The sequence below is a fragment of the Lacticaseibacillus boliensis genome, assembly GCF_054784775.1.
Genome location: NZ_BAAIHN010000029.1, coordinates 13839 through 34730 on the forward strand (window position 1 = coordinate 13839; position 20892 = coordinate 34730).

Genomic DNA, 20892 nt, shown 5'->3' on the forward strand with positions numbered 1-20892 from the left:
TTTATAATTGTCAGTGACTTCACAGCTGGTTCAAAAAGCCTGAGAAAATCAAGAAGCTGAAGCAGACGACGTTGAAGGTGATGAATATCGCCAGCGCTTGGGTGAAACGGTTGTGCGGAATCTGCTTGCGGTGCTTCTTCTTATAGCGCAACCAGATGTCGTTGATGATGATCGCACAGGCGTGGAACAGGCCATAAACGATGTAATACCACGTCACGCCGTGCCAAAAACCCATAACCAAGAAGTTGATCAGGTAAGCCACCTGGCTAACGCGGATGCGATTTTTGATCAGCTTGTGCTTCATAATGAAAAACGTCGTGCGCATGAAGACGAAGTCGCGGAACCAAAAACTCAGACTCATGTGCCAGCGATTCCAGAATTCCTTGATGTTTGGTGAAGCAAACGGGCGATTGAAGTTCATCGGGGTCTCGATGCCCATGATCAAGCTGATTGCCACAGCAAACAGCGAATACCCGGCAAAATCAAAGAACAGATACATACTGTAATCATACATGTACGCCACCAGTGGCCATGAAACACCACCGAGACGGATAGCCACATGGGCGATCTGCGGTAGCCAAATCGTGCCAAAAACGTAGCCCAGGATGTATTTGTACAAGAAACCAAGGAATAAATACCGGACCGCGCGGCTGAGCATGTCGGCATAGGCCGCCTGGTCAGGAACTTGTTGATAGTCCTTCACAAAGCGCCGGTAGCGATCGATGGGGCCGCTAGACAGCGTCGGCATGAAGCAAATGAACCGAACCACTAGTGGCAGTGACAAGGCTTTGATCGTCCCGTCACGCAGTTCCATGACGATCTGCACGACCCGGAAGGTCAGGTAGCTGATCCCCAAGAACCCGAGTAGCGATGGCTGGGTAGAAAACACCGGCGTCATTTTAACCACGACCAGCGGCAAGATCGTCGCCAACACGGCGATGACAAAGACCGAGGTCTGGTTGGCCTTGCGCCGGTACCACGCATAGCCGAAGATCAAGAGCAACTCGACGATTACGTAACCAATCAGCGCCACGCCTTGATGCCACTTGGCACCGGTGAACATCAACACGATGAACGCGAGGCTGACGATGGTTTCATAAGTGCGAAACCGTCGGCCGTACCACAACCCGATGGCCAACGGGATCAATGCGATGAGTAAGTAGACGAAGTATTGCGGGTCTGCATAAGGCTGAAGGTTGATCATGCATTCGCCGCCTCAATCAAATTGCGCACCGCGACCTTGCCGTTGGCGGTCAGCGGCAGGCTGTCACGATAGACGAAACGTTGCGGGATCATGTATGACATCATCGATTCCTGCAGTCGCTGGCGCAACGCCTTGGTCAGGCTTAGCTCGTCTGCAAACTCGTTAGTCGCCGGAACGACGTAAGCGAGCAGCTGGCTGACCTGATGGTTGCGGTTGTATTTAGGCACCGCGACGCCTTGGGCGATCAGCGGCTCCGCATTGAGGTAGTGGTTGACTTCTTCCAGCTCGATGCGATAGCCGTTGAGCTTGATTTGAAAATCACTCCGGCCGCGGTAGAAGATCATCCCCGCGTCATCGATATAGCCTAGGTCACCTGTAGCATACCCTGCGGCTGAAAAAGCCGCCGCCGTTTTTTCCGGATTATTCAAATACCCACACGACACGCTGGGGCCTTGGATCATCAACTCACCGACGACCACGTCGCCGTCTTGGCGCTGGCTACCTGATTTTAAGCTGATCGTGGTATCCGGCTTGGCCAGCCCGATCGGCAGGCGCGCGTACCGCGCCAGCAGCTCTTGGGTGACCTGGACAGCCGTTACCGCAACGGTGGCTTCTGTCGGGCCGTAAGTGTTGTAGATCGCCGCTTTGGGAAAACGCGCCAGCAACTTGGCTGCCAGATCATGGGTCAGCTCTTCACCGCAGAAGAAAAACTGGGTGAGTGTCGGGTAATGCGCGGCGTCGAAGTTCCCGTCGAGCAGGCAGATGCTGACAAACGCCGGCGTCGAGACCCAGACTTGCAAGGATAATGTTGGCAACACCGCAAACATGGTTTTAAGGTTAGCCGTGACGTCAGCCGGTAAGACTTGGACCTCACCGCCGCTGACCAACGTTGGGTATAGATCCATTACCGACAGGTCGAACGAATACGGTGCCTGTGATAACATCCGCGGATATGCCGGCAAGTCGAAGCTTTGCATCCAATTGACAAAGCTCAGCAAGTTCTTGTGGCTGATCTGCACGCCTTTTGGTCGGCCGGTGGTGCCTGAGGTGAAGATGATATAAAAGATCTCATCACCGCTCACCGGATTCAGCGGGATCGCTTGGGGCGTAATCATCGCCAGATGTAGCGCGTCGGCGTCCAGCGTCGGGGTATGTAAGCTCAGCGGTAGGTCTGCCACCGCGAGCACCAGCCCGGGCTTGGCGATCGATTCGATCATCGTCAAGCGTGTCTGCGGGGAATGCGTATCCACCGGAATATAAGGATGCCCCGCCTTCACGCAAGCCAAAAAGCTCACGATGGTAGTAAAGCCTTGATCGCAATACACCATGATTGGGACATGAGCACTCAGATGTTGCTTGCCGATCGCCGCGGCCAAGTTGTCAGAGGCTTCACGCAGCTGGCCATAGCTATAATGTTGGTCGTTGATGTGATACGCCTGGCGCTCAGGTTCAGCCTCTGCCACGGCGTCGATACTTTCGATAATGTTGGTTAACATGACTGCCTCCTGTTTCGGTGAAATGATTGGATGCTATGATTTATGATTGCGAATGGGGTACTTGAGTTTGGGTTTCTCCGTCGAGCTACGTGGCGCAATGCGGGTACAGCTAGCTACGCCATCACACTCGGGGCCAAAACCGCCCCGCTAAATGCGCGCCACTTCGCTCTGGGTTTCGTCGAGCTGCGCTGAGCAACGCAGGTGCGCTAGCTACGCCATCACACTCGGGGCCAGAACCGCCCCAAGTGTGATAGCTAGGCTACCCGACCTGCTAAAACCGCTCAGCTCCGCTCTGGGTTAGAATTCGTTATAAATAAAGTGGGCGCTGCCGACGCCTCGGTAACTGTAGAGATAAACTAACAGTAGAATAATGACAGCGTAAAAAATTGTGCGCAGGATGAAATCGAGCACCGGATGGTTACTGAGTTGCTTGAACATGTTCACGCTCCTTAATCACTTTTGGCGACAACATAGCGTATGTGTTGACGCGGATACCATTGCCAGATAATGACCGCAAGCAGGCCGATGTTGAGCAACAATGACGTCTTAGGCCACAAGCTCAACAAGATCAATACCGCAATGACCGCCAAAGCAAAAATTAATGGCTGCCGATTGCTTGGTGGTTGCGGGCCGTGCCAGCGCAACTGCTTTTGCTTAAACCCGATCACGGCCAGCTGTGCCAGAGAGAACTCACCTTGGGCGGCATTTTGCAACAACGCCCTTTTGGCCACTGCCGTGAACGCACAGTCATGAAAAATCAGCCGGTGGCGATGGGAAAAACCAACGATGTCATAACCGCCGACCACCAACGCATCGATCAGCGCCGGAATACAGCCGACCATCTCCGGTAGCTGCGGGTCAATCACCAGATACGCCGGCGCCGCAATCGTCGCCAGGCCCGCCTGCACCGCCGCTGTGTAACCGAAGTGCCGCGACAGCGTCAGACAACGGTGATCCGGTAGTTGAGCTTTGGTCTTTGCTATCTGCTCGGCAACCTGCGGCGACGCGCCGTCGTTGATCAACCACACCGCCACTTGGATTTGCGGCCATAATTGGCGACAATCGTTCAGTTGGGCCTCGATGGCGGCAAGCGTCGTCGCAAGCGTTGGTGGCTGATAACACGGCAATAAGATCGCAATCTCCATGGCACTCCCTTCTGTCAATCACGACGCACATGATGCTACGCGCTTAATACTACGAGTCTTCGCACCACGGCGCACTCTACGCTTTCTAAAAGGAAACTGAGAAATTCTCAGAAAACCGCCAAGATTAGGACAAAAAAGGCCTACAACAACCCCGTTCGGATTGTTGCAGGCCTTGTCTTTATCTATTGTTCCCCGCCAGCGCGATCGTAAACACCGCGCCGTGCGGGTGATTGTCGCTAACGGTCAATTCGCCATGGTTAAGATCGACCAGACGCTGGGCGATGGCTAAGCCCAGGCCGGTACCACCGATTTTTTTCTCTCGGGAATCATCGACACGGTAGAAGCGGTCAAAAATCTTGGGCTTATCTGCATCTGGCACGCCACTCCCCAGATCTTCGACCGCAAGCAACACCTGCGTACCAAGACGTGTGGCGCGCAATGTGATCGTGCCGGCCCCAGCATACTTCACGGCGTTGTTCAACAACGAAACCACCACCTGCTCGACGCTATCACGGTTGGCATAAGCCAGCAACTCCGCCGGGGCCACGACAGTGATCGTCACGTCGTCAGGCTTAGGATAAGTCGCCGCGACCGCTTTGAGAAGCTTGCTGACGTCAAACCAGTTGCCAGCCAAGTGCGCGTGATCCATCCGCGACAGCGCCAACAAACGCTCGATCAACTTTTGCATCGATAACGCTGAGGATTCGATCGTCGCCAACGAATCCGGCACGATCTCGGGATGCGTTGTAGCGTGCCGGCGAATCAACCCGACATGCCCGCGAATTGCGGCAAGTGGCGTGCGCAGTTCATGAGAGGCATCAGAAACAAACTGGTGGTCGCGAATTACCTGCCGGTTCAGCGACTGCAACAGGCGGTTGAATTCCGTCCCGAGTTTGTGTACTTCCTGCGGCCCCGCCGGTACCGGCAGGGTTTCGTGATAGGTCACGTCTTTGGCCTCGATGATGCTTGTCGCCGCATCGGTCAAATCGACCAGCGGCTGATTCAGCCGTCGGGCCAAGACGTGGATCAAGCTGATGCCCAGTACCAACCCACCGAGACTGATCCCGACAATGACCGTTAAAATCAGCTCGAACAACCCGATGACATTGTTCAGACTCAGCCACAACTCGTATGTGACCTCAGACTCGCCCACTTTTTTGCGTTGCACACGGTGGTAGTAGATACCTTGGTCATCTTGATACTGAATATGTTCCAACAGCGGCCAGGTCTTCCAATTATCTTGGAGGAAGTCCTTGGTGTGGCGCGTATAATACTGGCGCTTAGGCTTATCGTGCGGCTGGACCGTCACCCGCACGAACGTCGTGTGCATGTTGATGTTGGCCGTACTCCGCCAATAATCCCAGTCCGGTTTGTTGTTGGCAAACGACTTGTGCAGCGTCGTCATCAGCTGATCCGCGTCTTGGCGCTTGTTGTTGACCAAGTAGCCGCCCACCACAGAAATCGTCGCTAATCCAGTCACCAGCATGACGACCGTCAACAACCAGGCATAAGCGCGTGAAATCTGTGTCGCGCTGGACTCCTCGCTACGTTTAGGACGCATGGCACCAGTCTTCCGCCAGCACGTACCCAACACCACGCACCGTGTGGATCAGCGGCTTCGTGTCGGGCAAGTCTAGCTTGTTGCGCAGGTAGCGAATATAGACGTCGACGATGTTGATCTGGCCTTCGAAGTCTTTGCCCCACACTTTGTCGAGCAGTTCATCTCGCGACAGCGGCTCCGCGGCATGTTGCATCAACACCAACAACAAGTCGTATTCCCGCGGGGTCAACGCGGCCACCACCTGCCCTCGTCGCACCGTCCGGGCCTTGGTATCTAGCGTTAAGTCCCCGACGGTATACGTCGCGTGCTGCGTCTGCTTGCGCCGGCGAATGCAGACACGCACCCGCGCCAGCAACTCTTCGATGTCAAAAGGCTTGGTGATATAATCGTCAGCCCCGTTGTCCAGCCCTGCGACCTTGTCGCCGACATAATCGCGCGCTGTCATCATGATGACAGGCAGGTCGTCGTTCTTGCGGATCCGGCGCAAGACCTCCAAGCCATCGAGCTTCGGCAGCATCCAATCGAGAATCACCAGTGCCAACTCCGTGCCATGCGTTTGATAATATTGCCACGCGGCCAAGCCGTCTGCAGCGACGATGACGTGATAGCCTTCAAACTTCAACTCTGACGACAAAAACGTCGTCAGGCTCTCTTCGTCTTCAACTAATAAGATATTTTGTCCCATGTATACCCACCCTTTGCTTTGTACAGCGTACCACAAGCACAGAACGTGTGAGCTAACATTACTGTCACCTTAAACTAATCGAAAAAGGCGGGGATACAAAAACACCCCTGGCCACGATTCAGTCATCAAATCGTGGCCAGAGATGCGTTTATTGGAGAATATGACTTATTTGATCATCTTGTAGTTTTCGTCGTAGAACTTCCCGGCACGGATGTCGTCTGTCATGCCAACGTATGGTTCCTTAGCGATGACCTGGTCATTGTCTTGGCCGGCATCCCCGATGTAGGTGATGTGGGCGAATTCTGGGACGACCAGCTTCGGGTAAGTTTCATATTTTTCACGGGATTCGCGCATCAAATCGAGATGATCGTTTTGGTAGCAAACCGTGATTTCTGGATGGTCTTGGACCCACTTTGGGAAGAAGATGGTGCCGTTGAGCTTATGTTCGTTAGGCACAAAGTCCAGCGCAACGTCGGTACCGGTCGGTTCGGTCCAAGCCACCTTGTAGACGCCAGGCACGAGCATGTGGATGTCGGCTTCTTGGCCGGTCACCCAGCGCCCAGCCACCATGCCGCCGTGGATCCGGTAGCTGACGGTGTGGTCGTTTTGGCAATACCATTCGTATTCCCAGCCGTTATCGTAAGTATAGATGAAGTGGGTGCCGAGAAAATCGTCGAACGTTTCAAAATGTTTGTCTAAATGATTTAAGTTAGCCATGTTGGGCCTCCATGATTTTATATACATGTATTTATTAACATGTTGTGATTATGATATACTGAGACCATCAACACGTCAAGGAGAAAATTATGGCCCAACGCAACGTTTTACAATTCATTATCTTGGGACTCTTACAACAAGCCCCACTAACCGGCTACGAGCTGACCAAGGCCTTCGATTCTGACATCGGCGAATTCTGGTCGGCACAACACTCGCAGATCTACCCGCAGCTGCGCAAATTAGAAACCGCCGGCAGCATCGCCCATGTCGAAGAAGTCTCTGGCGAGCGCCTCGAGCGCAAGCGCTATTCGCTAACAGATGCCGGCCGCGATATTTTGAACACATGGCTTTCAGAGGCCACCGTGCCCACCACCAGCGGCAAAGACGAGTTTGCGGTGAAGCTGTATTTTATCCAAGACATCACTGATCCCAGACTGCGCCCGATGCTGCAGGCCCAGTGTGATTTTCACGAGGCCAAGCGGACCCACCTGCAACATCAGCTGGCCACCAAGTTCCCCGACGGCGCTGACCCCGCCAACTTCGGCCACTACCTCATCCTCGACCATGCGGTACGCCGCGAAGACGAATATTGCCAGTGGCTCCAGGCGGCCTTGAAAGAAGTCGACCGTTAAAAAAAATCGCCTTCCACAGTGGGAAAACGATCTTAGATCAAACGATATCATCGGCAAACAATCCCAACGCGACCGGATCGTCCAACCACTGATCGAACCATGCCGCGTTGGCCGCCACCGCTTGTTGCGCCTTGGCCCGCAAGCCTGCGATCGTTTGCGTATCGGTCAGTTGCGGCACCCGCGCGACCACCAGGTAGTCGATCGGCGCGTGCGCAACTTGCCACATGATCGGCCGCCGCAGCGTCAGCACCATGACAGTGGTTTGCGTGCAGTCAGGGTCGGTCGCATGGACGAACGCCACCCGCTCGCCGATGACCCGACTGTCTGCTGCCGCGCTGGCCAAAAGACTGGATCGTGCCTGCTGCAAGTCGAGGCCAGCGTCGGCATGCAGGAACTGCGCGGCTTGGTTCAACGCATTGAGTTTGTCATAGCGCGCAAGCTTCACGCGCGGATATACTGGTGAATGATCTGCAATAATCATGAGCTAGCCTCCTTTGGTTGTCTTTGACTGGGCCGCTACCCAGCTTTGCTCTAGGTTTAGAATAATCTCTGTAACGCGTTACAGGTCAAGTCTCATGTTGTTAGTTTCTCAGATAAACATGCCTAATTTGTGCGCAACGTGTGTGTTAATGGCGCAAAAGCCCAGTGCCTCTCTTGTTGAAGAGGCGCTGGGCTTTTGGGATGGTGGCAGTTTACTTGAATTCGTGGATGATCGGGTTCAGGTGGTTGTACGCGTACTGCAGGCCTTTTTTAACTTCGGTGTTGTTGACCGCAAAGCGCCGGTCTTCGTGCTCGATGCTGAACCAGGAATCAAAGCCGATCTCTTTCATCACGTTGTAGAACTGACTCCAGTTGATGTCGCCCAGCCCTGGAATGACCGGCGTCCAGAAGCCGAGGTCTTCTTCGTGGGTGCGATTGAGCTTCTTCCCGAAGATACCATAGTATGCAAACGCCTTGTCGTCGACGATGACATCCTTGGCGTCGATGTGGAAGATCCGATCCTTATAATCCCGCATTGCCTGCAAATAATCGATATGCAACCAACGGAGATGAGAAGGGTCGAAGTTCAACCCGAAGGACTTGCTTGGGACGCGTTTGAACATTTCATCCCACAACTCAGGCGAATAACTGATCGTGCCTGGCAGGCCGTCTTCTTGCCAACCTGGCATTGGGCAGTTTTCGATCATCAACTTGACGTTATTCTTTTCTGCGAAGGCAACGAAATCAGTGAAGATGGTTTCAAACTCGTCGAAGTTTTCTTCTAACGACTTGGTCTGGTCTTTGCCGATGAAGCAACCGACTAACGGCACGCCTAAGCGCCCAGCGGCGGTGATGACCGCCTTCAAGTGAGCGGCATACTTGGCACGCACGGCTTGATCCGGATGCAACATGTTGTCGTAGTAAGCCAGGCTGGAGAATTCGATGTCATACTTCTTCTCGTCTGCTTTGATCTTAGCGACCTCGTCATCAGTCAGGTTCTCGACATCGATATCACTGCCGGAAAAGTCACGACTGTTGTCCTTAGGCCAGCAAGAAACATCCAAGCTCGTGAAGCCGACAGAATGGGCATAAGCCATCTTTTCTTCAAGCGTCATATCCTGTAAACAACCAGTTAAAAAACCAAATTTCATGATAATCTCTCCTTTTATGATCTGGGTATCTATTGGGCGACACGGCGTTGCGGGGTTTTTTGATCAACCACATCCCGCACGTGAATGACTTGGTTCTCCTTGGCAGATTCAAAAATCATGTCGATCACTTGCAAGGTCCGCAAGACTTCGCTGTTTTTGACCGCCGGTTCCGCCTTGCCATCGATCCAAGCGGCAAAGTTGCGGTACCAATCGCACACGTCAGTTTCGACTTGTGGCAAGGGATGCGTGACGATGCTGCCATCGGTGCGCGGCGCCATGGTCTTGGTGAAGCCAGCGCCGGCTTCTACCGGAATCGCATCTTTGGCGAGTTCTCCGGTGAGGTTGACGACTTCGCCATGCAATTCAAAATCATCGATCTGCATCGTGCCGGTAGTGCCGGCGACGTACCATTCAGGAAGCTTGATGAAGTTGGCCGTTCCCACCTCAAGTAAGGCACGCATCCCATCAGCAAACCGTAGCGTCACCTTAAAGCCATCGTCGACCTCGTGACCAAGCACGTAACTCAAATCCGCGTAGACACTTTCTAAGCCGACGCCTTGCTCTTGTTTCAACAACAGGATCCGATCGAGCAAATGGACGCACCAGTCGTAGACCATCCCGCCACCTTGGGCGCGGTTGCGCCGCCAGTCACCAGGGATTCCCCGGGAACCTTGAACCGTGTTGCGGATCTCATAGACATGGCCGATGCTATTGTCTGCGATCACCTTGCGCACCATCTGGTAGTTTTCATCCCAGCGGCGATTCTGATCGACCATCAAACAGCGGTGATAATCCTTAGCCACTTGTACCATGTCTTCAAAATCTGCCACACTCAAGGTCACCGGCTTTTCGCAAAGGACATGCTTGCCCGCCTTCATCGCCGCGATCGCCAAAGGCTTATGCGAGTCGTTAGGTGTCGCGATCAAGACCATATCGACCGCGGGATCGCTCAACACGGCCTGATAGGTGCCATACACTTTGTAACCTGCGGCGGCTGCAGATTCGCGCTTTGTCTGATCGATATCGTAAACCCCCGCAACGTCAATTTCTTCAACGTGTTGCAGTCGTCCGAGATGCCGCGTCCCCATGCCACCGTAGCCGATCAATACCAATTGTTTTGTCATTACTTTACCTCTACTTTCTAATGGAAACCGGTGGGTCTCGTTCGATGACGTCTGCCAACAGCACAGTTAGCCCACGGTACATGTGTCTTTGATTAAGCTAGTTCACCGATCATGTCTAAATATTGCTGGCTCAACGCCAAACCGCGCTTGGGGTCTGCGATCGTGCCATAGCCGTTGCTGTTTTTGTATTCGACCTGCAGTGGGCCAGCGAACCCGTGTGCTTGTAAAACGCGCACGAGATCTAACCACTGAATGTCCCCGTAGCCCGGCAACGTCGCCGTATAATAGCCAAAATCAAAAGGATTTTGCTTCGTGACTTTTTTCCCGTACAACCCAAACCGATCAGGTCGATTGCCAATCATTGTGACGTCTTTGACGTGCACGGAGTAGATCTTCGGTGCGAAGTCCGCCGCGGCCTGCAAGTAGTCGATCCCTTGCCAATACAGGTGAGACGGATCGAAGTTCAGGCCGAAGTTGGCGTTGTCGATCGTGGTGAAAAGCTGATGCAACAACTCCGGTGAATACGATATGGTTGCCGGGTAGCCTTCCGGATCCCAAGTCGGCATCGGGCAATTTTCGATCAGAATCGTCACGTCCAACGCTTGGGCATAATCGACGATCGGTTTGAAAATATCGCTGGCTAACAGGAAGTTATCGGCCAAGCTGACCATCGTGTTTTTGCCCAGATAAGTCGCCACATACGGCACGTCGAGCTTGTGTGCCAAGCGAATCACGTTGCGCAGATGCCGCAGGTGCTGGGCGCGTTGCTGGATACTGTTGTCTAACATGTTCTCGTAATACGCCAGCGTGCTGATCGTCACGTGATTATGCCGCAACAGGCGCGACACCTTATCGATCGTTTGCTGGTCGTAACTGTCAGCGTTCAAATCACATTGCTTAGGATGTCCGACCGGCCAACATGCCACCTCTAGCGTCTGGTAACCGAGTTTGGCGGCCAGCTGAACTTTAGCGGCAAAAGGCATGGTCAGACAGTTCGTGATAAATCCGATTTGCATCATGCCACCTTCTATTCTTGGTCATCCATCACACGTTGCAACAACACCGCCAACACGATGATGGCACCTTTGATCGCGCCAACCAAAAACGCGGGCATCCCCATCAGGTTCATGAGGTTATTGATGATGCCAAGCGTCAAAGTCCCGAAGGTCGTGCCTAAAACCGTCCCGCGCCCGCCTGTCATCACGGTGCCACCGATCACGGTCGCCGCGATCGCATCCATTTCATAACCCGTACCGCTGGAAGCCGAGTTCATGCTGCCAAGCCGAGACGCTTCGAGGATCGACGCCAATGCCACCAACACCCCGGCAAGCAAGTACACCCCGATCAAGACGCGATGAGTGTTGATGCCGGCCAGCCGCGTCGCCCGGGGATTGGACCCAACGGCAAAAATGTGGCGGCCAAACGCGGTGTATTTTGCCATCAGTGCGATCAATACACTGAACAACAGCCACAACCATACCGGAATCGGTAAGCCCAAGACGGTGGTGTTGGCAATGGCGATGAAGCCGTCTGCCGAGTGCCCGTTCGCGGTGATGCCGCCGCCGTTGAACCAATATTCACCAACCGAGCGATAGATGCTCATGGTCCCTAGCGTCACAATAAACGATGGTACCGCGAACTTGGCCACGAACACCCCGGTAAGCAAACCAAAGATCGCACCGGCAGCCAACGCCGCCAAGATGGCGACCACAATGCTGCCGTAGTGATTCAAACTCCAGATCCCGACCAACCCGGTCAAGGCCAGCATCGACCCCACTGACAGATCGATGCCGGCAGTGACGATAATCAGCATCATACCCAGCGCGATAATACCGATGATGGCATTGTTCAACAAGATATTGATCAAGTTGTTCATGTTCAAGAAGGTCGTGCCTTCAACGACGATCGCCAAGATGAACAAGAAGACAAAGGCGATCAAAGGCGTATTTGCCTTGGCCAGGCGCTTGTAATCCAATCCTTTTGTCATGACGTTGCCTCCTTGGTGCCACCTGTGGCGGCATACATCAGGTCTGCTTCGTTGAGTTCATCGTGGCTGACTTCCGCGACGATCTGTCCACCTGCCATCACGTAAACCCGATCGCACAGGCGCTCCAGCTCGTCGAATTCATTGGTCAGCACCGCAAACCCGACACCTTGTGCCGCCAACGCTTGAATCTGGGTGTAAATCTCGGCCTTGGCACCGATATCGACGCCTTGGGTGGGATTATCCAGCACGACCAGCTTGGGATTGCTACTCAACGCCCGAGCAATCAGCACCTTCTGCTGATTACCACCGGAAAGCGTCGTGATCAGATCCTGCGCCTGGCCGTACTTCACATTGACTTGCGTGCTCAACGCCTTAAATCTTGCGGCACGTTTTTTTGGCATGATCATCGTCAAGCGCCCAAGCCGGTTCAACACCGGCAACAAGACGTTGTCGCTGACACTGAGATCTTTCACGATCCCGTTTTCTTTACGATTCTTGGGAATATAGGCAATCTTTTGGCGTAGCGCGGTCGCTGTGTTATGCATGACCACCGGCCGACCAGCAACTGAAATCGTGCCATTATAGTGACCGTTGGCTCCAACGATCGTCTGGAAAAGTTCACTGCGGCCATCCCCCAACAGCCCGAAGAAGCCAACGACTTCCCCGGCGTCGACATGCAGACTCACATCGCGAAACTCGCGGGCTTTGCTGAGCTGCTTAACGGTCAACACTGGCTCTCCCTGATAGGCACGCGCCGGTTTAGTCATCGCCGTCAATTTTTTACCAACCATCAAGTCACTGAGCGAACGCTCTGTCACCGTCTGATCGATATCGCCGTCACCGACGACACGCCCGTCGCGCATGACCGTGTAGTGGTCACATACTGCCATGACCTCGCTAAGCTTGTGGGAGATGAACACGATCGTCACCCCTTGCTTGCGTAAAACCCGCATCGCGGTGAACAGATTCTTGATCTCGACATCATCCAACGACGCTGTCGGCTCGTCCATGATGATGACCTGGGCTTGCTCGTTCAACCCGCGTGCGATCTCTACCGTCTGTTTCAAAGCCGGGTTGAGATCTCGCACCATCAACCACGGATCGAGGTTCAACGCCATCTGCCCCAGCACTTCTTTGCTTCTAGCTACCATCTCAGGAATCGCCAAAACGCCGCGCCGGCTCAGTTCATGGCCGAGAAAAAGGTTCTGATAGATGGGCAGGTCATTCACCAGCGATAGCTCCTGGTGAATGAAGGCGATCCGCGGTGGCTTCTGCATCGGCTCGATGGTTTCGCCGTTGAACAGGATCTCGCCACCATCACGTGGTTTCAAGCCACACAAGATGTTCATCAAAGTACTTTTGCCCGTACCGTTTTCACCAAGCAACGCATGAATGCTTCCTGCGCGTACCGTTAAGTCCACACCGCGCAACACCGGAATCCCAGAGAAGTCCTTGGTGATCTTCTTCATTTCAATTACGTTAACCATGTGCAGGCTTCTCCTTTCCTGAGTGCCAATGCGTATCATTGCGCGTTAAAGTGATTGCCTAAATATGAACCTTAGCGATCAATATGGTGACTTGCTGTTGATAAACTTAGAGACGTTATCCTTGGTGACGATCTTTGGCGCGATGATATTCTGCTTCTTGACCGTCTTGCCTTGCTGGATCTTGTGGGCAGCCTTGATCGCATCCCCGATCATTGAAGGCGCATAGGTTGCGGTGAACAGCTGCAGGTTGGCATCGCTCGCCTGAATCTTCTTGAAGTAGGCCTGGCTGCCACCAACACCGGAGAGATACTTAACGTCAGTCCGCTTGGTTTCCTTCAGCGCCTGCAAGATCCCGAGTGAGGACTCATCATCGATAGAGAAGATCGCATCAACGTGGGAGTTAGCCGTCAGCATATCCTTGGCAGTCTTCAAGCCGTCTTCTTGCGTGTAAGCATCGGCGGTCATGCTGACGAGCTTGATGTTGGGATACTTATTCTTCATGACCTTCTTGAAGGCGTCTGTCCGATCAGAACTAACTGAACCGGAGCTTGGTACGTACAAAACCGCGATAGTGCCTTTGCCGTTCAACTTCTTCCCAAGATATTCAGCAGACAATTCCCCGATCTGCGGATTAGATCCCGCAACGAAGGCGTTGTAATTGGCTTTCACCTTACGATCAAAAACAACCAGCGGAATCTTGGCCTTTACAACCTTTTGAGCAGCGACTGAGACTTCATCGGTGAACGGCTCCAAAACGATGGCACCGACTTTTTGATTGACCAAGTCGTTCAGTTGCGACGCCTGGTCGTTGACATTGGCCGCGGTGATGACCTTATACTTCTTCAGCCCAAGATCTTTGGCGGTCTTCTGGGCGTAATACGAAACCCCAGACAGCCAGCCATGATCGGCCGCTGGGATTACGATGGCCAGTTCCTTGTTGGCATTGTCAGATGACTGCGCCTTGCTCGATGAGTTCACCTTGCCGCAAGCGGCAAGGCCGAACACAAGCAATGCGGCACCCAAAATCTTCCACATGCGTTTCATGATGAACTCCTCCATCCATTTTAAATTGATTGTACTCATGCAATTAAAAGCCAAATTGTTCTTGCTAATCGACATACCTATTACTGAAAATAGCCTTACCACGTCGTTACTAGTGATAAGGCTAACATTCAGACGGCATGCGTCTTAAAAATTTTACTGTACAAGCAATAGCTTAGCCTTATGATCACCGGTAGTAGTTTCACTGATTAATGTGTCAATAACAGGAGGCATATAAGACGAGCTAAAGCGGTAGTCAACTTTCAGATCATGGTAACCAACAGACAAGCCACCTGCTTCAGGAACAAACAGCGTTGCCGGCTCCAACAAGTTCCACATCACATCACCTGTCTGGGCTAATTCTGCTGTTGTATATAACTTTTCACCGAACTTCCACTTGATTGTCTCAGCCGGGTACGTCTTATCATCAACAGTCACGTCACCAGGACGTAGTTGTGACAACCAGATCCCACGATAATACACTAATCGTACGCGTACCTGAAAACCTGTAACTGTTCCATCTTCAGAAATAGTATTTTTAAAACCCCGTGACTGAATTAAAGATTTTTCCAACATAATCCGCACCTACTCTCCTAACATATTCTTCAGCATAATCTGATGGCGCTTGATTTGTTCTGAAGTATGACCTGGAACATCTGCCTTGGCTCCTTCATACTCACTAATCATCCAGCCACTCCAGTTATGCTTCTTCAATAGCGCAAAGATCTCATTGTACGGAATTACCATTTCACGGAAGTTCTCATCCATGCGCATGAATTTAGCATGACAAACGAGCGTATACTTGATATATTGTTCGAAATCAGACACCGGACTGTGTTCCTGATCAGGGTGTGGAAAACCATCATCATACCCGACTAAAGAGTTGGAACGTGCTTGGAACAAACTGAAGTCAACGTTCAAGCCGAAGCGTTTAGTCCCAGTCTTTTCAATAAAGTCACAGTAATCCCAAACCATCTTCGAATCCATCAAACTCGGAGCATGAATTTCCGGACACATATAAACGTCATATTTTTCTGCTAAATCAAATGCACCTTTGATGAAATCCTGCCAGTTCTTAACAGGCGTCAGAGTATCATCAATAACACCCAGCTTTGTTCTGATGAACTTAAAACCAAGTTTGTGCGCAATCTTAAAGTCGCGCTCTAAAATGTCAATACTTTCTTGTGTTCCCAGTTCACGTCCTTCATATAAGCGAGAATCAACCCATTGTGCATATTCAGCCGGTTCCAAGTTATACTTGCGGAGCCCTGCACGCCATTTCTCAACCCACGCATCATCAACATATGGATAACCAGGAATATGTGAGTTGGCAAGAATTTCGATCCCGGTTGCCCCAGTATCACTGATATCCCGCATAATATCATCGAGATTCATCGTCAAACCGAATTCTTTATTGTAACTGTACGCGGTCACACCGCGCTTAATTTTTGCAACCATAACTGCTACCACCTTTTTACTTATTCTTCTCTTGCTTTTGCATACTTTTGTTCTTCACGCTTGTCAATCGGAATCGTCAGTAAATGAACGACAATCAATGCCGCGATGATCACAGAAGAAATCACGACCCCTAACGTAGGTGAATCGTTATGTAACACCGATGCCGCAATACCACCAACGTATGGAGAACAGAAGATACCGATATTGATTGCAACTAACGCGTATCCTGAGATTTTAGAGCTTGTTCTTGGCGAAACAACTTGGAAAAGCTCATAAAAGATGAAACTTGCAATAAACCCTGAACCAAAAGCCATCAGAATGACTAACAATGCACTTAACCAAATGTTAGGAGTAATCGGGATTAGCAAATAAGCAACAAGCACCATGATTAACCCTACCAAGAAAGTCGAACGCTTAAGAGCTTTAAAGACTTTCCCAAAAATCAATCCAGTGATGATAGAAACAAAGTTGATTAAGCCCATGACGAACGCTGCTTGCTGTGGCGTCCCAAAACCCTTCACCACAACAATTTGTGCATACTTAATTTGGTAAAGTAAAACTGCAATATACAAGAAGAACATGAAAATTAAAAACTTCCACGCTGAAAATCCAAGCCGATCTGATGCTTGCTTTTTCGTAGTGCTTTCCTTTTGCTTTTCCTGCTGGCCTTCATCATCGTCAACTTTGACATCTGGCGAAAAGAACAAAACCAGTAAAAAGATGACAAGGATTACGGAATAGGCCAAAAAGCTGTAATGCCACCCTAATGGCAACAAGAATCCGACTAAGTAGGTCAACACAATGTTCACACTATTAGTAAACGCACTCCCATACCCGACCATCTCAGCCTGCTCAGTACCAACATAGACATGATTAATCACGGTATAAACCAATGGATTAATCAATCCAATTCCGGCACCATAAATGAATCGACAAACAAGAATCAGATAAATATTGTTCAAGAAAAATGGTGCAACCCCGAACAGAAAGGCAACTCCAAGACCGATTAAAGAAGTCTTCTTTGTCCCAATCTTTCTGGCAACATAAGGGCTCAACAGAATGAATAACAGGATCGACAAACTTGGTAACGTCGATGCGGACTCAACAGTCGAACTCGCAACATTTTTGAAACTATCCTTCATCAACGGAATAGCACCAGACACTACCGCAGCAGAAGCTGCATCAATCGATATCAGTAGGACGGATATTCTCACCAGCCAACTGTTTCTTTTCGCTTTGACATCCATTGCCATACTCTCCTAAATTTGATTAGTCACAATTTCAGCGGTTACTTACCCATCAAGTCAATTAGAAATAGAATGGTTTGCCGGTTTCAGAAGACTTGTAAATCGCGTCTAGAATCTGAGTAACCTTTAAAGCCTGTTCAGGTTTAACCAGTGGCTCTTTATCATTGGCAACAGCGTCAATCCACTGCTGTGCATCTGCGACTGCCTCACCGCTTGCATCGCCTTCAAAGAAATCAATGGAACCTTCAGCACTGATTTTCTCTTCAGTGAGTAAACCATTGTGCCCGCGATTATAAACTAATTCATCATTAGGATAGCTCATGCCATGATAGTCTTCAGCACCCGCCTTTGTACCGCAGAGCGTTGTTGATGCTTCGCGAGATTCACGCACATTCAATGCCCAAGACGCTTCAAGATAAATCGTTGCGCCGTTCTCCATCTTGATAAATCCGAATGCAGAATCTTCAACTTCATACGTCTTCGGATCCCAAGGACCAAACAAATTGCCTTCGGTCGCTTGTTGAAGATGTCCCAGCTTATCAAAGGTCGATCCCATAACCGAAACCGGCTTGTAATTATCCATGCACCACAGCGTCATATCTAGAGAGTGCGTCCCAATATCAATTAATGGGCCACCACCTTGCTTAGACTTGTCTGGGAACACACCCCAAGTTGGCACAGCACGACGACGGATTGCATGTGCTTTTGCAAAGTAGATATCCCCGAGCTCACCATCCTCACAAGACTTGTGCAAAGCTTGAACGTCCTTACGAAAACGGTTCTGATAACCAACTGTGAATTTCTTACCTGAGGCCTTCCATGCATCGATCATCTTTTGTGCCGCTGCTGGATCATTCGACATCGGCTTTTCGCAGTATACGTTCTTGCCAGCCTTAAAAGCATCGATTGTGATAGACGCATGGGCGACATTAGGCGTGCAGACGTGCACAGTGTCAATACTTTCATCTTTAAGTAATTCATGGTAATCAGTGTAAACTTTGGCCCCTGGGATCCCAAAATTCTTTGCAGATTCCTCTGCACGTTCAGGGATGATGTCACAGAAAGCTGCAAGCTCAACCTTGTCCTTCATGGTGCCAAGTGCTGGAAAATGCTTCTGATGTGCGATACCGCCACAACCAATAATACCAATACGTACTTTTGCCATTATATCCACTTCCCATTCTATTATTAGTAGTAGTTCGTTATTCGAACCTCATCTACGGTTACTATATTAGCCCCATTGAAAGCGCTACTCTTTCGAAAAATAATCCTGTATCCTAGTGATTTTCATGCCTTTATGAGGTTATGAATTAGCAGTTGCAAGAAATGCTCATCGATAATTGCTATTTCTTAGCAAGGTCAAACTTTTGTCATTCAAAATCACTGCACCAAAAAACGGATACGCTACTATCCTAATTGAATAGCATGCATCCGTTCTTTTCGCATATCTGGGCGTTGTTAGAGTACAATTCTCCCTACTGAGTTCCCCGCCTTCACTTTACTTGGTGGGTCAAATGCAATCCGTCTAGTTGCTAAATGGTTTGTCACAATAAACAGAATCTCGGTACCACGTTTTGCTTCACGAATCTGCTCTAAATCAACTTTGGCTAAAAGCTGTCCAGGACTAACTTCATCCCCGACCTCAACAGCTAACTCGAATGGCTTCCCTTTTAGGTTGAAGGTATCGATACCCATATGAATTAAAATTTCCACTCCTGACTTGGTCCTAATCCCGATTGCGTGTTTAGAAATGAATATATTGATAATCTGCCCGCTGACAGGTGAAACCACCTTGCCATTTTCTGGAAGAATAGCAAAGCCTGTCCCCATTAGACCTTTAGCGGTAATGGGATCGTTGACTTCTGTGAGTGGCATCATCTGGCCGTCAGCCATTGCAAAAATATCATCCACCATTTCTGTCGCAACTTGTGCATCAGCACTCAACACATGAATATCTCCAATCCCAGAAGTAATATTTGTATTGGTCAAATTAATACGTTCCCTACGAATCGCCAAGTCGTTATTGATCTTATTGTTGACCGACTCTGTCAATGGATAGAAATGAAGCGGAATCAGACACAATAACCAAAGCACACCGTAGAATAAGTTCACGACACCATTAATTCCAGTCTGCGCAGCCGCCGTCTGAGATTGATTTGCAATATAACCGGTAGCGGCCATAATCAACAAACCCAATGATGCACCAAATGCTGACCCTAATTTAACTGAAACCGATACCACCGCGTAAGAAGTGCCATCAGACCGCACTCCGTATTGATACTCACCATAATTGATTGCATCAGCAACCATTGCCATTGGAATTGGCATCACAAAGTTAAACAAGCCATAAATAAAATCCATTATTAACAAGATAACGATATTTTGGTAACTTCCAATTTCACCAATCACAAACATAGCTAACAGGCTCAGACCACAGCCTAAATATCCGTACAAGCACATCCGCTTGCGTCCGACTTTAGTCACAAGACGCTTAGTACAATAAATACCAACAATCCCAGCCAAAGATGGAATCGTCATAAAGGCTGAAATTAATGCTGGTTGTTTAACTGTATACATTACGTAATAGACAAGCGTCCCAATTCGGCCAAACATCGCAAGCATTCCTGCAAACATCATTAAAAATAGTAGTAATAATGGCCTGTTCTTCAAGACAACTTTAATTGTCTCTTTAAATTTTACGTGCGTTCCTGTTGAAACCGGACGGACATTCTCTTTACATTTCGTTCCCACAAGGATGAATAAAGGAATTGCCAACACGGAAAAAATCAGTGCAGTCCAAAAATAACCACTACGGTCAATTCGACCTCCTATCGAAAAAAAGCTCAGTAATAATGGCGCCGATGCTGTAATTAAAACTGAGCTCAGATTAGTGCCGATCATGCGATAAGACGTCAGTTGTGCAAGATCTTCTTGATCGGTCGTCATAACGGTTGCAAGTGAGCCATAGGATAAATTAACAACAGTGAAAAGAAGCCCACAAATAAAATATGAAACGAAAGCAAGTAAAACTGATAGCGTTCCAGAACCAATAATTGTAAAGCTAAGTACTGAAAAGATTGCTAGAAATGGTGCCCCAAAGATAATGTACGGTCGGAATCGACCAAATTTAGTGTTTGTGCGCTCCGCAATCATACCGAATATTGGATCCCAAACACCGTCAAAAACCCGTGCCGTCATGATTAACACTGATGCTAACGCGGGCGCAACGCCAAGAATATCAGTATAGAATATCGTTAAATAGCCACCTATAAATGTCCAACAAAGATTACTCGCAAAGTCTCCTAGTCCGTATGTAAGCAACTCGCCATTAGACAATTTCAGCTTAGATATACCTGGATTATTCATAGAATTTCAAAAAAGCAGCGCAATCCCATGATTCACACGGGACTGCGCTGCTTTGGTGTTTCACCCATTGGGTGCGCCTATATGCTAAGGTTGAGTCGACGAAAACCATCA

20 protein-coding genes are annotated in these 20892 nt (G+C 50.1%); 1 reads left to right on the forward strand and 19 read right to left on the reverse strand.

Features of this window, described 5'->3' with window-relative positions; genetic code table 11:
* Positions 1–19: 19 nt before the first annotated feature.
* The 7 genes from dltB to ACYVRB_RS11105 all read right to left on the reverse strand — a co-directional run bounded on the left by dltB (position 20) and on the right by ACYVRB_RS11105 (position 6808).
* Positions 20–1204, reverse strand: coding sequence for a D-alanyl-lipoteichoic acid biosynthesis protein DltB (dltB, locus tag ACYVRB_RS11075; protein ID WP_461215415.1), 1185 nt, complete (start codon positions 1202–1204; stop codon positions 20–22).
* Complete coding sequence (gene dltA, locus ACYVRB_RS11080; RefSeq protein ID WP_461215416.1) at positions 1201–2700, reverse strand: D-alanine--poly(phosphoribitol) ligase subunit DltA; 1500 nt, start codon at positions 2698–2700, stop codon at positions 1201–1203. Before dltA ends, dltB begins: the two co-directional genes overlap by 4 nt.
* 297 nt (positions 2701–2997) lie before the next feature.
* Positions 2998–3138, reverse strand: a complete 141-nt coding sequence (locus tag ACYVRB_RS11085) for a teichoic acid D-Ala incorporation-associated protein DltX (RefSeq protein ID WP_461215417.1) — start codon at positions 3136–3138, stop codon at positions 2998–3000.
* Between the two features lie 11 nt (positions 3139–3149).
* A complete protein-coding gene (locus ACYVRB_RS11090) occupies positions 3150–3845 on the reverse strand; it encodes a glycosyltransferase family protein (protein ID WP_461215418.1) in 696 nt (231 codons plus the stop codon).
* Between the two features lie 178 nt (positions 3846–4023).
* Positions 4024–5406, reverse strand: coding sequence for a sensor histidine kinase (locus tag ACYVRB_RS11095; protein WP_461215419.1), 1383 nt, complete (start codon positions 5404–5406; stop codon positions 4024–4026).
* The gene (locus tag ACYVRB_RS11100) at positions 5396–6091 is read right to left on the reverse strand and encodes a response regulator transcription factor (RefSeq protein ID WP_461215420.1); all 696 of its coding nucleotides are present in this window, start codon (positions 6089–6091) and stop codon (positions 5396–5398) included. The genes ACYVRB_RS11095 and ACYVRB_RS11100 overlap by 11 nt, the downstream gene beginning before the upstream one ends.
* A gap of 165 nt (positions 6092–6256) precedes the next feature.
* A complete protein-coding gene (locus ACYVRB_RS11105) occupies positions 6257–6808 on the reverse strand; it encodes a phenolic acid decarboxylase (RefSeq protein WP_461215421.1) in 552 nt (183 codons plus the stop codon).
* 89 nt (positions 6809–6897) lie between these two features.
* Here ACYVRB_RS11105 and ACYVRB_RS11110 point away from each other — a divergent pair, with 89 nt between their 5' ends.
* Complete coding sequence (locus ACYVRB_RS11110; protein WP_461215422.1) at positions 6898–7440, forward strand: PadR family transcriptional regulator; 543 nt, start codon at positions 6898–6900, stop codon at positions 7438–7440.
* A gap of 37 nt (positions 7441–7477) precedes the next feature.
* On the opposite strand, the gene ACYVRB_RS11115 is transcribed toward ACYVRB_RS11110, so the two are convergent.
* From ACYVRB_RS11115 to ACYVRB_RS11170, 12 genes are all read right to left on the reverse strand, one after another.
* A complete protein-coding gene (locus tag ACYVRB_RS11115) occupies positions 7478–7921 on the reverse strand; it encodes a PTS sugar transporter subunit IIA (RefSeq protein WP_461215423.1) in 444 nt (147 codons plus the stop codon).
* A gap of 211 nt (positions 7922–8132) precedes the next feature.
* Positions 8133–9071 (reverse strand): sugar phosphate isomerase/epimerase family protein, encoded by a 939-nt coding sequence (locus tag ACYVRB_RS11120; RefSeq protein ID WP_461215424.1) that lies wholly within the window; start codon positions 9069–9071, stop codon positions 8133–8135.
* Positions 9072–9100: 29 nt separating this feature from the next.
* Positions 9101–10195: a Gfo/Idh/MocA family protein gene (locus ACYVRB_RS11125; protein ID WP_461215425.1), complete on the reverse strand. Its 1095-nt coding sequence runs from the start codon at positions 10193–10195 to the stop codon at positions 9101–9103.
* A 92-nt stretch (positions 10196–10287) separates the two neighbouring features.
* A complete protein-coding gene (locus tag ACYVRB_RS11130; RefSeq protein ID WP_461215426.1) occupies positions 10288–11211 on the reverse strand; it encodes a sugar phosphate isomerase/epimerase family protein in 924 nt (307 codons plus the stop codon).
* Positions 11212–11222: 11 nt separating this feature from the next.
* Complete coding sequence (locus tag ACYVRB_RS11135) at positions 11223–12182, reverse strand: ABC transporter permease (protein WP_461215427.1); 960 nt, start codon at positions 12180–12182, stop codon at positions 11223–11225.
* Positions 12179–13669 (reverse strand): sugar ABC transporter ATP-binding protein, encoded by a 1491-nt coding sequence (locus tag ACYVRB_RS11140; RefSeq protein ID WP_461215428.1) that lies wholly within the window; start codon positions 13667–13669, stop codon positions 12179–12181. The genes ACYVRB_RS11135 and ACYVRB_RS11140 overlap by 4 nt, the downstream gene beginning before the upstream one ends.
* Positions 13670–13747: 78 nt before the next feature.
* A complete protein-coding gene (locus ACYVRB_RS11145) occupies positions 13748–14713 on the reverse strand; it encodes an ABC transporter substrate-binding protein (RefSeq protein ID WP_461215429.1) in 966 nt (321 codons plus the stop codon).
* 153 nt (positions 14714–14866) lie between these two features.
* Entirely contained in the window at positions 14867–15286 is a 420-nt protein-coding gene (locus ACYVRB_RS11150) for a C-glycoside deglycosidase beta subunit domain-containing protein (protein WP_461215430.1), read from the reverse strand.
* 9 nt (positions 15287–15295) lie between these two features.
* Positions 15296–16168 (reverse strand): sugar phosphate isomerase/epimerase family protein, encoded by an 873-nt coding sequence (locus ACYVRB_RS11155; RefSeq protein WP_461215431.1) that lies wholly within the window; start codon positions 16166–16168, stop codon positions 15296–15298.
* 20 nt (positions 16169–16188) lie between these two features.
* Entirely contained in the window at positions 16189–17415 is a 1227-nt protein-coding gene (locus ACYVRB_RS11160; protein WP_461215432.1) for an MFS transporter, read from the reverse strand.
* Between the two features lie 61 nt (positions 17416–17476).
* Positions 17477–18580 (reverse strand): Gfo/Idh/MocA family protein, encoded by a 1104-nt coding sequence (locus tag ACYVRB_RS11165; RefSeq protein WP_461215433.1) that lies wholly within the window; start codon positions 18578–18580, stop codon positions 17477–17479.
* A gap of 293 nt (positions 18581–18873) precedes the next feature.
* The gene (locus tag ACYVRB_RS11170; RefSeq protein ID WP_461215434.1) at positions 18874–20781 is read right to left on the reverse strand and encodes a glycoside-pentoside-hexuronide (GPH):cation symporter; all 1908 of its coding nucleotides are present in this window, start codon (positions 20779–20781) and stop codon (positions 18874–18876) included.
* Positions 20782–20892 lie beyond the last annotated feature (111 nt).